Origin of the sequence: Pseudomonas sp. QLc11A, assembly GCF_052112305.1 — a bacterium.
GTDB classification, from domain to species: domain Bacteria; phylum Pseudomonadota; class Gammaproteobacteria; order Pseudomonadales; family Pseudomonadaceae; genus Aquipseudomonas; species Aquipseudomonas laurylsulfatiphila.
Map to the genome: position 1 here is coordinate 19,221 of NZ_JAVAJJ010000002.1, position 15,184 is coordinate 34,404.

13 protein-coding genes and 3 pseudogenes are annotated in these 15,184 nt (G+C 61.8%); 9 read left to right on the plus strand and 7 right to left on the minus strand.

Annotation, left to right across the window (positions count from 1 at the left end):
- Positions 1-61 precede the first annotated feature (61 nt).
- Both Q8X48_RS03030 and Q8X48_RS03035 read left to right on the plus strand, forming a co-directional pair.
- Entirely contained in the window at positions 62-1,075 is a 1,014-nt protein-coding gene (locus Q8X48_RS03030) for a zinc-binding alcohol dehydrogenase family protein (RefSeq protein WP_407802568.1), read from the plus strand.
- A 235-nt stretch (positions 1,076-1,310) separates the two neighbouring features.
- Entirely contained in the window at positions 1,311-1,484 is a 174-nt protein-coding gene (locus tag Q8X48_RS03035) for a hypothetical protein (RefSeq protein ID WP_007971850.1), read from the plus strand.
- A gap of 8 nt (positions 1,485-1,492) precedes the next feature.
- On the opposite strand, the gene Q8X48_RS03040 is transcribed toward Q8X48_RS03035, so the two are convergent.
- A complete protein-coding gene (locus tag Q8X48_RS03040) occupies positions 1,493-2,689 on the minus strand; it encodes a multidrug effflux MFS transporter (RefSeq protein ID WP_407802567.1) in 1,197 nt (398 codons plus the stop codon).
- A gap of 90 nt (positions 2,690-2,779) precedes the next feature.
- Positions 2,780-2,977, minus strand: a complete 198-nt coding sequence (locus tag Q8X48_RS03045) for a cation transporter (RefSeq protein ID WP_007971846.1) — start codon at positions 2,975-2,977, stop codon at positions 2,780-2,782.
- A 148-nt stretch (positions 2,978-3,125) separates the two neighbouring features.
- On the opposite strand from Q8X48_RS03045, the gene Q8X48_RS03050 reads away from it, so the two are divergent.
- The 3 genes from Q8X48_RS03050 to cueR all read left to right on the plus strand — a co-directional run bounded on the left by Q8X48_RS03050 (position 3,126) and on the right by cueR (position 6,513).
- Positions 3,126-3,509, plus strand: coding sequence for a hypothetical protein (locus Q8X48_RS03050; RefSeq protein ID WP_095964791.1), 384 nt, complete (start codon positions 3,126-3,128; stop codon positions 3,507-3,509).
- A gap of 200 nt (positions 3,510-3,709) precedes the next feature.
- The gene (locus tag Q8X48_RS03055; RefSeq protein ID WP_407802566.1) at positions 3,710-6,103 is read left to right on the plus strand and encodes a heavy metal translocating P-type ATPase; all 2,394 of its coding nucleotides are present in this window, start codon (positions 3,710-3,712) and stop codon (positions 6,101-6,103) included.
- The gene (cueR, locus tag Q8X48_RS03060) at positions 6,100-6,513 is read left to right on the plus strand and encodes a Cu(I)-responsive transcriptional regulator (protein WP_102702251.1); all 414 of its coding nucleotides are present in this window, start codon (positions 6,100-6,102) and stop codon (positions 6,511-6,513) included. Before Q8X48_RS03055 ends, cueR begins: the two co-directional genes overlap by 4 nt.
- Before the next feature lie 182 nt (positions 6,514-6,695).
- Here the strand turns inward: cueR and Q8X48_RS03065 are convergent, their stop codons facing one another.
- The gene (locus Q8X48_RS03065; protein ID WP_126049080.1) at positions 6,696-7,589 is read right to left on the minus strand and encodes a PA4780 family RIO1-like protein kinase; all 894 of its coding nucleotides are present in this window, start codon (positions 7,587-7,589) and stop codon (positions 6,696-6,698) included.
- A gap of 446 nt (positions 7,590-8,035) precedes the next feature.
- On the opposite strand from Q8X48_RS03065, the pseudogene Q8X48_RS03070 reads away from it, so the two are divergent.
- Together Q8X48_RS03070 and Q8X48_RS03075 are read left to right on the plus strand one after the other, a co-directional pair.
- Positions 8,036-9,124, plus strand: a pseudogene (locus Q8X48_RS03070) (cache domain-containing protein); the annotation flags it as partial.
- 129 nt (positions 9,125-9,253) lie between these two features.
- A complete protein-coding gene (locus tag Q8X48_RS03075) occupies positions 9,254-9,982 on the plus strand; it encodes a methyl-accepting chemotaxis protein (RefSeq protein ID WP_371317838.1) in 729 nt (242 codons plus the stop codon).
- 124 nt (positions 9,983-10,106) lie between these two features.
- Here Q8X48_RS03075 and Q8X48_RS03080 read toward each other — a convergent pair whose 3' ends face one another.
- Positions 10,107-11,384 carry an acetyl-CoA C-acetyltransferase gene (locus tag Q8X48_RS03080; RefSeq protein ID WP_407802759.1) on the minus strand — a complete coding sequence of 426 codons (1,278 nt, stop codon included), beginning with the start codon at positions 11,382-11,384 and terminating at the stop codon, positions 10,107-10,109.
- A 263-nt stretch (positions 11,385-11,647) separates the two neighbouring features.
- Between Q8X48_RS03080 and Q8X48_RS03085 the strand changes: the two genes are divergently transcribed.
- Positions 11,648-13,000 carry a 3-oxoacyl-ACP reductase gene (locus tag Q8X48_RS03085; protein WP_407799598.1) on the plus strand — a complete coding sequence of 451 codons (1,353 nt, stop codon included), beginning with the start codon at positions 11,648-11,650 and terminating at the stop codon, positions 12,998-13,000.
- 2 nt (positions 13,001-13,002) lie between these two features.
- Entirely contained in the window at positions 13,003-13,857 is an 855-nt protein-coding gene (locus tag Q8X48_RS03090) for a MaoC family dehydratase (RefSeq protein ID WP_407799599.1), read from the plus strand.
- A gap of 86 nt (positions 13,858-13,943) precedes the next feature.
- On the opposite strand, the gene Q8X48_RS03095 is transcribed toward Q8X48_RS03090, so the two are convergent.
- From Q8X48_RS03095 to Q8X48_RS03105, 3 genes and pseudogenes are all read right to left on the minus strand, one after another.
- Entirely contained in the window at positions 13,944-14,207 is a 264-nt protein-coding gene (locus Q8X48_RS03095) for a DUF6124 family protein (protein WP_407799600.1), read from the minus strand.
- Positions 14,208-14,736: 529 nt separating this feature from the next.
- A pseudogene (locus Q8X48_RS03100) lies at positions 14,737-14,919 on the minus strand (LuxR C-terminal-related transcriptional regulator); the annotation flags it as partial.
- Positions 14,920-14,962: 43 nt separating this feature from the next.
- A pseudogene (locus Q8X48_RS03105) lies at positions 14,963-15,169 on the minus strand (prepilin peptidase); the annotation flags it as partial.
- Positions 15,170-15,184 lie beyond the last annotated feature (15 nt).

Sequence of the window (15,184 nt, forward strand, 5' to 3'; positions counted from 1 at the left end):
GAGAAATAGCCAATCATCTACCCCATCGAATCGCTTCTTTATTAGTGTTCAGGAGTCGTCCATGAAAGCCATTGCCTACTACGCCTCGTTACCGATCAGTGATGACAAAGCCCTGCAAGACATCGAACTGCCGGAGCCGGTTGCCGGCCCTCGCGACTTGCTGGTGGAAGTCAAAGCCATCTCGGTCAACCCGGTGGATACCAAGGTGCGCCAGAACGTCCAGCCCGAAGACGGCGCGGCCAAGGTGCTGGGCTGGGACGTGGCTGGCGTGGTCAAGGCCGTGGGCAGTGAGGTGACGCTGTTCTCGGTCGGCGACAAGGTGTTTTACGCCGGCTCCATCGCGCGGGCGGGTGGCAACAGCGAGCTGCATGTGGTGGACGAACGCATCGTCGGCCATATGCCCAAGACCCTTGGTTTCGCCGAGGCCGCCGCCCTGCCGCTCACCTCGATCACGGCCTGGGAACTGTTGTTCGAACGCCTGCAAGTGCACGAAGGCAAAACCGACGAAGGCCAGAGCCTGTTGATCGTCGGCGCGGCAGGTGGCGTGGGCTCGATTCTTACGCAGCTGGCTCACCAGCTGACGGCCCTGAAAGTCATCGGCACCGCTTCGCGCGCGCAGACCCAAAGCTGGGTTAAAGAGCTGGGTGCCGATCTGGTGATCGACCATGGCCAGCCACTGAGCGAAGCACTCAAGCTGGCCGGTGTGGATCAGGTCACCCACGTCGCCAGCCTGACCCAGACCGACCAGCACCTGGACCAACTGGTCGAGGCATTGGCGCCCCAAGGCAAGCTGGCACTGATCGATGACCCCAAGTCGCTGGACGTGAGCAAGCTCAAGCGCAAGAGCCTGTCGCTGCACTGGGAGTTCATGTACACCCGTTCGCTGTTTGAAACCGCGGACATGATCGAGCAGCACAACCTGCTCAATCGCGTCGCCTGGCTGATCGATGCCGGGACACTGAAAACCACGGTGGGTGAACACTTCGGCACAATCAATGCGGCCAATTTGCGCCGTGCCCATGCCCTGCTGGAAAGCGGCAAGGCCAAGGGCAAGATTGTGCTGGAAGGGTTTTGAAACGCTGAAAAAACCCTTTCCGGTTTCATCCTTTCTGCGTTTTTTCGTCTGCGACCGGAACGTCCCGGTCGCAGACAACCCCTTTGGACGCCATCGAAAAGTCGTGTTTTTTTTGGTTACAAACCGTCAGTCCGACAGTTGATCCTTGTCACAATGCTGCTCGTATTCAGGACTACAATCGAATCTCCTGCGAGGCAGTCTTTTGCGTAACGTCTTTTACGAGAGGTGATCCGTTGTGAAGATCCTGATAAAAGAACTGGCAAAATCCCAATGGCAAGTCCGCTTAGACCAGCATGCGGTGACCTTCCGCAGCGAAGCAGAAGCTCGCGCTTTCACGCGTACCCTCGAAGCCCGCATCCAGGCCCCTCACCAGATCCCCATCCTCCACCCGCAGCGTGCTGCCGGCTGATTCCGGCCTCAAACCTGGGCTTGCGCCAGCGCCCGGGCATTTTGCAAACGCCGGGTGAGCACCGCAGCGCTCACCACCAGAACTCCGCACAGGCTGATGACCATGGCCATCGGCGCGGCGCTGCCATCGTGCAAAACGCCCACCAGCGCGGAGGCACCGGCAGCCACGCTGAATTGCAGGCAACCGAGCAGCGCCGACGCGCTGCCGGCCCGTGCGCCCTGCCCGCTCATCGCGCAGGCGGCGGCATTGGGGCTGATGCAACCGAGGCTGGAAATACAGATGAACAATGGAATCAGCAGCGGCCACAGCTGGGCCGTGTGCAAAGCGCTGACAGCGAGCAGGGTCAGACCGGCCGCGAGATAAATCCACACCGCGCGCGCCAGCAAGAACGTCGGGCCACGTTTGGCCAGCAGCCGCGCGTTGACCTGCGCCACCAGAATGAAGCCCGCCGCATTGGTGCCGAACAACCAGCCGAAATGCTCGGCCGGAACGCCGTAGAGCTTGATGATGATGAAGGGTGAACCGGCGATGTAGGCAAACATCCCGGCGATGGCGATGCCCCCGGTCAAGGCATGGCCAAGAAATATCGGGTCGGCCAGCAACCGACCGTACTGGCGCAGTGCGCCCGACAGCGGTTGGCGCGGTATGTGGGCCGGCAAGCTTTCCGGCAATCCCGTGGCCACCGCCAGCCCCGCCAACGCACTGAACCCGGTCAAGGCCAGGAAGATCGACTGCCAGCCTGTGGTGTTGACCAGCAACCCACCCAGCAATGGCGCGAGGATAGGCGCAAGCCCCATCACCAGCATCAACTGTGAAAAGACTTTCGCCGAGCCCACTGCATCACACTTGTCGCTGACCACCGCCCGGGAAATCACCATGCCCGCGCAGCCACCCAACGCCTGGACGAAACGCGCACCGATCAGCCATTCCAGATTCGGCGCATAGGCGCACGCCACCGAGGCCGCGGTGAACAGGCCGACACCGGTGAGCAACGGAATGCGTCGCCCGAAACGATCCGCCACCGGGCCATAGGCCAACTGACCGATGGACAAGCCGAGGAAGTAGGCCGCCAACGTCATCTGGACGTGATTTTCGTCCGTGCCGAAAGCCAGCGCCATGGCCGGGAAGGCCGGCAGGTAGAAATCAATCGCCAGCGGACCGAAAGCGCTCAAGGCGCCGAGAATCAGAATGGTACGGAAGTTCATCAGGCATCCAGTGAGGCAGGAGTCGGCAGCCCGACAGTCTAGCCGCGCATGGACGCCTTGAACATTCCGGTAGCTCGCTAACTATCAAAATCAGGCCAGTTTGACGCCATACCCCTCTTCGCTGATCGCCTCGATCACTTGCTGGGCAGTCAGCGCACTTTCGACACCGACTTCTTTAGCCGCCAGATCGACCCGCACACTGGCTGCCGGGTCCCTGGCCTGCACGGCCTGGGTGATGGCCTTGACGCAGTGGCCACAAGACATGCCTTCAACGTTGAACACTTGCATGGGATGACTCCTTTTCCGAGGGTTGAGTCCAGTTTCGAGCTTGCCACCATGGCAAGGTCAAGTTCTGAAGATTGCTGCCGGGCTGGCAATCGGCGCTACGCTCGGCCAAGCTGCGTCCATCAATGACTCGAACTCAGGAGATTCAGCCATGCGCTGGTCGGTTTTCAGCCTGTTTGGCTTTCTCAGCCTTTTCTCCGCCGTGCCTTCGGTCAATGCTGCAGGTCAGGATTATGGCGTGCTGATCATTTCCCGCGAGCGCCTGGAAGTCGCGACCAGCTGCGAGATCGGTGTGTACATCCAGGACCAATTGGCGGCGCGGCTGTTTCAGGAGCAGAGCACCTCGTTCAACCTGCCGCCCGGCATCGTCTCACTGCGCCTCAAGTTACTCCCGGGGCAGATGCCGGGTTGCAATCCGGGCATGCTCGCGCCGGGCTCTCAGGATATCCAGCTCAAGGCCGGGGATGTGCTCAAGTACCGGATCGCGATGACGCAGGAAGGGATGTACCTGAAACGCGCCGGTCTCGGCTACTGACACACCGTCCCTGTAGGAGCGAGCTTGCTCGCGAAAAACGTCCAGACAACGCGTACATTCAGAACCCAGCGTTACCGTTTGCGTTCATCGCGAGCAAGCTCGCTCCTACAGGGGATCAGCGGTGGGTATAAGATTGGCACTTGACCTTGCCAGCATGGCAAGGTTGATCCTGTGGTCATCTACTACAGGGAGTGCGACCGATGTCCGAATCCACCACGTTCGACTTGCCGATCGCCGGCATGACCTGCGCCAGTTGCGCCGGGCGTGTCGAGCGCGCCTTGAGCAAAGTCATTGGCGCCAGTGCCGTCAGCGTCAACCTCGCCACGGAACAGGCCCGGGTCCAGGCACCCAGCGACAGCCTGCCAGCCCTGATGGATGCCGTGGCCAAGGCCGGCTACAGCGTGCCGCAGCAAAGCCTGGAACTGAGCATCGACGGCATGACCTGCGCGTCCTGCGTCGGTCGGGTCGAGCGGGCGCTGGGCAAGGTGGCGGGCGTGAAAAGCGTCAGCGTCAACCTGGCCAACGAACGCGCCCACCTTGAACTGCTCGGCCAGGTCGATCCGCAAACCTTGATCGCGGCCGTGACCAAGGCCGGTTACACCGCCAGCGTATGGGAAGTCGAACACCCGCCGGCCGACAACCAGCAACAGCGCCTGCATCGCGAACGCCTGGCCTTGATCATGGCCATCGCCCTCGCCTTGCCGCTGGTCTTGCCGATGCTGCTGCAACCGTTCGGCGTGCACTGGATGCTCCCGGCCTGGGTGCAATTCGCCTTGGCCACGCCAGTGCAATTCATCTTCGGTGCACGGTTTTACGTCGCTGCCTGGAAAGCCGTACGCGCCGGGGCCGGCAACATGGATTTGCTGGTGGCCCTGGGCACCAGCGCCGGTTATGGCTTGAGTGTGTATGAATGGGCCACCGCCGCCGGGCGCATGCCGCACCTGTATTTCGAAGCCTCGGCGGTGGTGATCGCCCTGGTATTGCTGGGCAAGTACCTGGAAAGCCGCGCCAAGCGCCAGACCGCCAGCGCCATCCGCGCCCTCGAAGCCTTGCGCCCGGAACGGGCGATTCAGGTGCTCGATGGCCGTGAGCAGGAAGTCGCCATCAGCGCCCTGCGCCTCAATGACCTGGTAATGGTCAAACCCGGCGAACGTTTCCCGGTGGACGGCGAAGTGGTCGAAGGCCAGAGCCACGCCGACGAAGCCCTGATCAGTGGCGAGAGCCTGCCCGTGCCCAAGCAGCCCGGCGACAAAGTCACTGGCGGCGCGATCAACGGTGAAGGCCGGTTGCTGGTGCGTACCCAGGCCCTCGGTGCGGAAACCGTTCTTGCACGGATCATCCGCCTGGTGGAAGACGCCCAGGCCGCAAAGGCGCCGATCCAGAAACTGGTGGATAAAGTCAGCCAGGTATTTGTACCCACCGTGCTGGTGATTGCCTTGGCGACTTTAATCGGGTGGCTGCTGTATGGCGCGCCGATGGAAACTGCGCTGATCAACGCCGTGGCGGTGCTGGTGATCGCCTGCCCTTGCGCACTGGGCCTGGCCACGCCGACGGCGATCATGGCCGGCACCGGCGTGGCGGCACGCTACGGGATTCTGATCAAGGACGCCGAAGCCCTGGAGCGTGCCCATGAAGTCAGCGCGGTGGTATTCGACAAGACCGGCACCCTGACCTCCGGCGCCCCGCGCATTGCTCATCTGAGTGCCATCGACGGCAATGAAGCGAGCCTGCTGCAACTGGCCGGCGCCCTGCAACGCGGCAGCGAGCATCCGCTGGCCAAGGCTGTTCTGGATGCCTGCGCCGAACGCCGCTTGAAGGTGGCCGACGTCAGCGACAGCCAGTCCCTGACCGGCCGCGGCATTGCCGGCACACTGGAAGGTCGTCGCCTGGCCCTGGGCAATCGTCGCCTGCTGGAGGACAGCGGCTTGAACGCCGGACCGTTGGCCGACTCGGCAATCGCGTGGGAACAAGAAGGCCGGACCTTGTCTTGGCTGATCGAACAATCCCCCGCCTCTCAGGTGCTGGGCCTGTTCGCCTTCGGTGACACCCTCAAGCCCGGCGCGCTGCAAGCGGTGCAGCAACTGAGCACACGGAACATCAGCAGCCACCTGCTGACGGGCGATAATCGCGGTAGCGCCAAGGTGGTGGCCGAGGCGCTGGGCATCCAGGACGTGCATGCCGAAGTGCTGCCGGCGGACAAAGCCGCGACGGTCGCTGCACTGAAAGAAACCGGCGTAGTGGCGATGGTCGGCGACGGCATCAATGACGCCCCGGCACTGGCCGCCGCCGATATCGGCATCGCCATGGGTGGCGGCACCGACGTCGCCATGCACGCGGCCGGCATCACCCTGATGCGCGGCGATCCGCGACTGGTGCCGGCTGCATTGGAGATCAGCCGCAAGACCTACGCCAAGATTCGGCAGAACCTGTTCTGGGCCTTTGTCTATAACTTGATCGGCATTCCGCTGGCGGCGTTTGGCTTCCTCAATCCAGTGCTGGCCGGTGCAGCCATGGCGTTGTCGAGCGTCAGCGTGGTGAGCAATGCGCTACTGTTGAAAACCTGGAAACCCAAGGACCTGGAGGACAACCGATGAACATCGGCCAAGCGGCCCGCCACAGCGGCCTGAGCGCAAAGATGATCCGTTATTACGAATCCATCGGCCTGCTCAAGGCGGCCCATCGCACCGACAGCGGTTACCGGGTGTATGGCGATGACGATCTGCACACGCTGGCGTTCATCAAGCGCTCGCGGGACCTGGGGTTTTCCCTGGAGGAAGTCGGCAAGTTGCTGACCCTCTGGCAAGACCGCCAGCGCGCCAGCGCCGATGTGAAGGCTTTGGCCCGTCAACATATCGATGAGCTGAACCGGAAGATCCGTGAACTGGGGCAGTTGCGCGATACGTTGCAGGATCTGGTTGAACACTGCCATGGCGACCATCGGCCGGATTGCCCGATCCTGAAAAACCTGGAATCGGGGTGTTGTGCCACTCCGACCCGCGCGTGATTGCAAGGCACCGCAAAACCCTGTGGGAGCGAGCTTGCTCGCGATAGCGGTGTATCTGATACATCAATGTTGGATGTGCCGACGTCATCGCGAGCAAGCTCGCTCCCACAGGTTTGGTGTCTGTCACATTGAATCTGTAACCCACAAAAAACCCGGCCGAAGCCGGGTTTTTCTTTAGCCGATCACTGCATCCACGGCGGAGGCGGCTCTTCGGTCTTGCCCGGCGGCGCATCGTCCGCCGCGCGTACGGCTTGCTTGCGCTCTTCATCCAGGCGTGCGGCCTCGATTTCGCGCATGATGCCGCCCACATCGGCCAGCTCTTCCGTGTCGGCGAACTCGCCGGTCAGGACACTAGCCGGGTGCAAGGTGCCAGCCTCGTACAAGGCCCACATTTCCTTGGCGTATTTGGTCTTTTTCAACTCCGGCGCAAATCGCCCGAAGTAGGAGGCCATGTTGCCCACGTCGCGCTCCAGCATGCTGAACGCGTGGTTGTTGCCCGCCGCATCAACCGCTTGCGGCAGGTCGATGATCACCGGGCCGGTCGGCGTCAGCAGCACGTTGAACTCGGACAGGTCGCCATGCACCAGACCGGTACACAGCATCAGCACGATCTGCGAAATCAGGAACGCGTGATATTCGCGGGCCTGGTCCGGTTCCAGCACCACATCGTTCAGGCGCGGCGCAGCATCACCGTACTCGTCGGCCACCAGTTCCATGAGCAGCACGCCTTCAAGGAAGTCGAACGGCTTGGGTACCCGCACACCGGCATTGGCCAGGCGGAACAGCGCCGCCACTTCAGCGTTCTGCCAAGCGTCTTCGGTTTCCTTGCGGCCAAACTTGGAGCCCTTGGCCATCGCCCGGGCCTGACGGCTGTTGCGCACCTTGCGGCCTTCCTGATACTCGGCCGCCTGACGAAAACTGCGTTTGTTCGCCTCCTTGTAGACCTTCGCGCAACGTAACTGGTTACCGCAGCGCACCACATAAACAGCTGCTTCTTTACCACTCATGAGTGGGCGCAGCACCTCGTCGACCAGACCGTCCTCGATCAGGGGTTCAATGCGTTTTGGAGTCTTCATCAGCTTTTATTGTGGGTCCTTTATTACCAAACACGCGAAAGTCATTCGTTATACGGCAATCCACTCACGGGGGGGAGGGGTTGCCGACTTATGAACATTGCACAAGCACACAATGTGCCGATTTCAACGGGCAAAACCGACGACCGCCACGGGTCACTCCGGATCATAGCCGAGCCTGCGTCACTTGTTGTGCAAGGACATTGAGGGCAATTGCGACAGAAGCCGACACCACTTCTGAATCCTTCCGTAGGATTTTTCCCAACAGGCCTCAATTTCCTCCGACAACAGCCGAAGTCCTTAGTGACAAAGTGATTTGTCCGACAATCGCAGCCACAACAAAAGCGATGCCGCACTCAAGGACCCGGGTTGACCAAGAACGATTACGGCTGCCAATAAACCGCGAGTCATCTGCACTGCGTGGGCCTACAAGAAAATCTGGAGCGCGGATGAACATCAAACAGAAGTTGACCTGGGCGTTTGCAATCATCGCCTGCCTGCCCGTGGTGCTGGTCGCCACCCTCGTTGTGCTGAACCTGCGCAGTGATGCCAGGGACGAATTTATCGACGGCAGTGCCCGCGAGATCCGTCAGGTCAGCAACGCCATGCAATTGTTCTTTGACGGCATCAGCCAGAACGTCGATTACCTGGCCAGGCAGCCGCTGATCCGAAACTCCGACGACAGCCTCAAGACTTACATGGCCGCCAACGCCGAGAGCGTTCCCCAGGGCGAGATGGACAAGAAGGTCTTCACCCTGCTCCAGGACCTGGGCAACAGCCACCCGTCCTACGCCTATGCCATCCTCGGCACGGCGGCGGGCGGCTACGTGTCGTGGCCGGATGATCCGAAGCTGAACAACTACGACCCGCGCCAGCGCCCCTGGTACAAGGCCGCCCAGGCCAAGCCGGGCAAGCCGTTTCGCACCGAGGCCTACTACTGGGCCCAGGACGACGCGACCTACGTCAGCACCGTGCGCACCATCGACAACAAGCTGGGCACCAACGGTGGCGTGGTCAGCATCGACGTGACGCTAAAGCAGCTCACCGAAATCGTCAAACAGATCAAGCTCGGCGAAACCGGCTACCTGATGCTGCTGGAAAACACCGGCACGGTCCTGGTGGATCCGAAACAACCGGAACACAACTTCAAACCGCTGAACAGCCTGGGCGACGGCTACGCGCAACTGGCCAAGGCCGGCAAGGGCCTGGTGGAAGTGGAGTTGAACGGCGAGCGCTACATGGCCAACGTCTGGCCGTCGGAGCAACTGGGCTGGACCTTCATCGGCCTGATCAAACAGAACGACGTGATGAGCTCCGCGACCCGGTTGACCTGGTTGATCGCCATCATCGCCGCCGTCCTGGCCGTCATCTTCGCCATCGTCGGCGCCAGTTTTGCCAGCCTCATCGTGCGTCCGATCCGCAGCGTGGCCAGCGGCCTGGAAGGCATCGCCCAAGGCGAAGGCGACCTGACCCAGAACCTGCAAATCCGTGGCAACGACGAAACCGCGCAGTTGGCCAACTGGTTCAACCAGTTCCTGACCGCGATTCGCAACCTGATCCAGAACATCGGCGGCGCGGCGGGCAAGATCCTCGCCACCTCCAAGAGTTCGACCCAGGTCTCCAGCGACATGGCCGAAGCCGCCGGACGCCAGCGTGAAGCGGTGGACATGGTGTCCACGGCATTCCACGAAATGGTCGCCACCGCCAACGAAGTTGCGCGCTCTTGCAGCCAGGCGGCGGAATCCGCCGACAGTGGCCAGCGCCAGGCGCGCGAAGGTCAGCAACAGATCGATGCGGCGGTGAACAGCGTTGATCGCCTGAGCCAGGAAATCGAACAGTCAGCCCAGTCGATGCAACAACTGGAGCGCGACAGCAACGACATTCAGTCGATCCTGGGGACCATCCGTTCGATCGCCGAACAGACCAACCTGCTGGCGCTGAACGCCGCGATCGAAGCGGCCCGGGCCGGTGAACAAGGCCGCGGCTTTGCCGTGGTGGCCGACGAAGTACGAGCCCTGGCCAAGCGTACGGCCGACTCCACGGCGGAAATCGACGGGCTGCTGGGCAACCTGGCCAAACGCACCAGCCAGGTGACCCAACAAATGCATGCCAGCCTGGAAGTGTCCCAACAATCGGTGACGCGCATCGGTGAGGCGCGCAACAGCTTCGGGCAGATTCGCGAGTCGGTGGACGTGATCCGCGACATGAACACCCAGATCGCCACGGCGGCGGAACAACAGCATCAAGTGGCCGAAGACATCAACCGGCACATCAGCCAGATCCATGGTGATGCGCAACTGGTGGCGGAACTGGCCAACTCGGCACGCCTGGATTCCCAGAGCCTGGCCGGGCTGTCCAATGAGCTGGACGGGCTGGTGCGCAGGTTCCGTACCTGATTTGCAAACTCACCACTAAACCCTGTGGGAGCGAGCTTGCTCGCGATGAGGATGGTTAATCCAACATAGATGTTGGCTGACACTCCGCCATCGCGAGCAAGCTCGCTCCCACAGTTGTTTTAACTCAGCGTTCGATGATCGCGGTCACACCCTGCCCACCCGCCGCGCAAATCGAAATCAGCCCCCGCCCCTTGCCCGCCGCATCCAGCAACTTCGCCAGGTTGGCGACGATGCGCCCGCCCGTGGCGGCAAACGGATGCCCTGCCGCCAATGAACTGCCCTTGACGTTGAGCTGACTGCGGTCAATCGAGCCCAACGGCGCATCAAGCCCCAGACGGGTTTTGCAGTACTGCGGATCCTCCCAGGCTTTCAATGTGCACAGCACCTGCGCGGCGAAAGCTTCGTGGATTTCGTAGTAGTCGAAGTCCTGCAAGGTCAGGCCATTGCGCGCGAGCAAGCGCGGCACGGCGTAGACCGGCGCCATCAACAACCCTTCGGCACCGTTGACGAAATCCACCGCAGCCGCCTCGCCGTCACGCCAATACGCGAGAATCGGCAGACCTCGCTCCTTCGCCCATTCCTCGCTGCCCAGCAGCACCAGTGACGCCCCATCGGTCAGCGGCGTGGAGTTGCCCGCCGTCAGGGTGCCCTTGGCGCTTTTCTCATAGGCCGGCTTGAGTGCGGCGAGCTTTTCCAGGGTCGAATCCGGGCGCAGATTGTTGTCACGGGTGAGCCCCAGGAACGGCGTCATCAGGTCGTTGTGCCAGCCTTCGGCATAGGACGCCGCGAGTTTCTGATGGCTTTCGAGCGCCAATTGATCCTGGGCTTCGCGCGGGATGTTCCAGGTCTGGGCCATCAGCTCGCAATGCTGGCCCATGGACAACCCGGTGCGTGGCTCGCCGTTGCGCGGGAACTCGGGGATCAGATGTTTGGGGCGCAATTGCAGGAAGGTCTTCAGTTTGTCGCCGGTGGTTTTCGCGCGATTGGCTTGCAGGAGGATTTTGCGCAGACCTTCGCTGACGCTGATCGGTGCATCCGAGGTGGTGTCCACGCCACCGGCGATACCGCAATCGATCTGGCCCAGGGCAATCTTGTTCGCCACCAGCAACGCCGCTTCCAGCCCAGTGCCGCACGCCTGCTGGATGTCATAGGCCGGGGTGGCGGGCGACAACCGCGAGCCGAGTACGCACTCGCGTGTGAGGTTCATGTCCCGCGCCAACTTGAGCACGGCGCCGGAGACCACTTCGCCGATGCACTGGCCATGCAGGTTGTAGCGCTCGATCAGACCCTCGAGGGCAGCGGTGAGCATCACCTGGTTACTGGCCGTGGCGTAGGGGCCGTTGGAGCGGGCGAAAGGAATCCGGTTACCGCCGATGATCGCGACGCGGCGCAGCTGGGTCATGAGGAACTCCTGATGAATTATCTGAACTGAACACTGCCCCTTGTGGGAGCGGGCTTGCTCGCGAAGGCGTCGTGTCAGTCGACATCAATGTTGCATGACACTCCGCTTTCGCGAGCAAGCCCGCTCCCACAGGGACTGCGTGCACCATAAATCCTGCGACAAACTAATCTGCTGTAACCAAGCGTAGGCCTTATCTCGTGGATCGAACGACTGATCGCCATTCATGGTCCACACTTTGAACCTCAGCTTTCGGAGCGCGTTCCATGTCTGACCGCTATATCGACTTCGCCAATTCGTCCATCGGCCATCGCCTGGTCGGTGCCCTGGGGTTGCCGACACCGACTCGACTGGAGCGCTGGCAGGCAGGCCGGCTGCGGCCCGTGGAAGGTGCGCTGCTGATCGGCGGCGGGCCATTGGCGGAACACGTCAGTGCCTTCGCCAACCGCCTGACCGACGCGATCTACAGTTACGGCACCGAGCCTTCGATGGCCACGGCCTGGATTCCCGGCCACGGACCGAAACTCAAGGCCGTGGTGTTCGACGCCAGTGACCTGCTGCACACCGATCAGCTCAAGCAACTGCGCGAGTTTTTCCAGCCGTTGATGAAGAACCTCGATCACTGTGCGCACCTGGTGATTCTCGGACGCGATCCGCAAACCCTGCGTGACCCGTTCGCCGCCAGTGCCCAGCGTGCCCTGGAGGGATTCAGCCGTTCCCTGGCCAAGGAGTTGCGCAGCGGCGGCACCCTGCAATTGATCTACGTCGGCGAAGGGGCCGAGGCGCAACTGGAAGGCCCGCTACGGTTTTTCCTCTCGCCCAAAAGCGCCTTCGTGTCCGGGCAGGTCATTCGCCTGAATCCGTGCTCGACGCCCGTCAGCGACTGGACGCGCCCGCTCGCCGGGCGCAAGGCACTGGTTACCGGCGCGGCGCGCGGCATTGGCGCCGCCATCGCCGAAACCCTGGCCCGTGATGGTGCCGACGTCATCCTGCTCGATGTGCCGGCGGCCAAAACCGATCTCGATGCCCTCGCCGCACGCCTTGGCGGGCGAAGCATCAGCCTCGACATCTGCGCCGAAGATGCAGCCGCGCAGTTGATCGAACAATTGCCCGACGGCCTCGACATCGTGGTGCACAACGCCGGCATCACCCGCGATAAAACCCTGGCCAACATGACCCCGGACTTCTGGGACGCCGTACTGGCAGTCAACCTCAACGCACCGCAAGTGCTGACCAAAGCCCTGCTCGATAGCGGCACCCTGCACGACAACGCTCGGGTGATTCTGCTGGCATCCATCAGCGGCATCGCCGGCAATCGCGGGCAAACCAACTACGCAGCGAGCAAGGCCGGGCTCATTGGCCTGGCGCAAGCCTGGGCGCCGCTGCTCACCGAACGCGGCATCAGCATCAACGCCGTGGCACCCGGATTCATCGAAACGCAAATGACCGCGCACATCCCCTTCGGCCTGCGCGAAGCCGGACGGCGCATGAGTGCCCTCGGCCAGGGCGGCCTGCCACAGGACGTCGCCGAAGCCGTGGCCTGGCTCGCGCAACCGGGCACCGGCGCATTCACCGGGCAAGCGTTGCGCGTATGCGGGCAAAGCGTTCTGGGGGCTTGAGGATGATCACCGACTGGCACACTCTCAACCGCGAACCGAGCCTCCCGGGGCTGTACGCACGAGCGGCGACACGGCGAAAAATCACCGGCACCACCCTGCCCGATTCGGGTTTGCGCTGCTGGGTCGACGTCGATCCCAAACGCCTGGCGGCCTATCGCAAGGTCTGTGGCTTCGCCGACAACGGCCTGCTGCCGCCGACCTATGCGCATATCCTCGGCTTTGCCTTGCAAATGCAATTGCTCACCGCCAGGGACTTCCCGTTCCCGCTGCTGGGCCTGATTCACCTGAGCAATCGAATTCGTCTGCTGCGCCCCATGGGCGGGGTAAGTCGGGCGCGTGTCAGCGTTCAGGTGCAGAACCTGCAACCCCATGCAAAAGGCGCGACGTTCGATTTGCTGACCACCCTCGACGATCAACTGGGGCCGTTGTGGGAGGCACAAAGCCGGATGCTCTGTCGCGGCGTCAAACTCGAGGGCGAACCGCTTGAGGAAAACCTGGTAACGAGTCTGGACATGAACGAAGTCGAACACTGGAAAGCGCCCTCGGACATCGGTCGGCAATACGCCAAGGTGTCCGGCGACTACAACCCGATCCACCTGAGCGCGGCCAGCGCCCGACTCTTCGGTTTCCCGACCGCCATCGCCCATGGCCTGTGGAACAAGGCGCGCACACTGGCGGCACTGGCCGGGCACCTGCCAGTGGCGAACGTCGAGATCGCCGTGCAGTTCAAGAAGCCGGTACGGTTGCCCGGTGAGGTGACGCTGCTGGCCAGCGAGCCGGGGGCGAGCGGGGACTTTCAGTTGGTGGGTGTCGGAGAGTTGGAGCACATGGTCGGGCATTGGCGGCCGGTGGCCTGACAAGGCCGATGCCTGTGGCGAGGAAGCTTGTCGGGCGGGCGCTACGCACCCGAGCGGGAGGACTCCCTCGCCACAAAGCTCCGTGGTCAGTCTTGCGGATCGAGATTATCCAACGCCCGGTTCACCGCCAGCTCACCCAGCATGATCACCTGCGCAATCCCCAGCAGCGTATTGCGCTGCGAGCCCTGCAGAAAACCCGCGAAATCACTCGCCATCACACTCGCCGACGCCAGTGATTCACAGGCGTGGGCCAGCAGGGTTTCGGTGTCGATGTTCGGGGCGATGACGAACATCGTGCTGGGTTTGTGCTCGGCGGGTTGTTTGGGTGGATTGGGGGTGGGTTTAATCATCGTTGCACCTCTGGGATGAAATGGAGCCACGTCCAAATTGCCGCGAAGCAAATTGGGGTGGCAGCTGTACGCGGGTTCGCGGACCGATCCCAGAGGCAGCTCGGCATACCCGAAGGTATCCCGCGCACAGTCGCCATGACACAGAACGACAGACACAAGAAAGTGTTGTCGTCAGGTGGAGCGATTATGCCTTAGGAATCGAGCCGCGACGCCCGGACGCTGAATTTTCAGCGACCGACAAAGGCTAGAGATCGCGCTTCCGACGGACAACCTGAAAAGCGTGTCAGAGGTTTCCTCGGGACTTGAGGAAAACTACACAGGATTGGTTGACTGTAAGACCGCCTTCGCGGGCAAGCCCGCTCCCACAATGGGCCGGGGTAAACCCACGCTTCTCACCACTCATCAGGCCGAGCGTTAGCTCTCCTGCAGCTCTTGATCTTGATCCAACCTATATCGGGAGGCCTCGTGAGTCGCCGTCAGGGCGAAACCATAAGTGGCCGCTACCGCAGAAACGGATATGTACACAAAATCAGTGCGCCGCAAACCACTGCCGCATCCCGGAATTACTGGGCGACAAGGCCAACGCCAACTGCGTCCGCTTATGCATATGCGTCAACCTCAACACCTGCGATACATACAACTTCACCGTGTTCTTGATAATCCCCAACTCATACGTAATCTGATAATTGGTCTGCCCCTTGCCCACCTGCCTGAAAAGTAGACGTAGCTTCCGGCTGTGAACATATAGGGGCCGACTAGTGGAGCCAGGTGAATGTCAGCATCAGCCCCCTCGCACGAACGGTGCAAATGGCTGCTTCTTTGACATTTCAGGCGCCATATAAAAAAACAGGTTCTAAGCCCCTGACTCATAGCAGCCAGAAAACACTGGCCAATCCAGCACCCGTAAACGTGCCGGGCACGTGCATACCGTCCGTCGCAAGACCCGGGGCGGCCATGAGTTTAAAGCTCTGCACTCG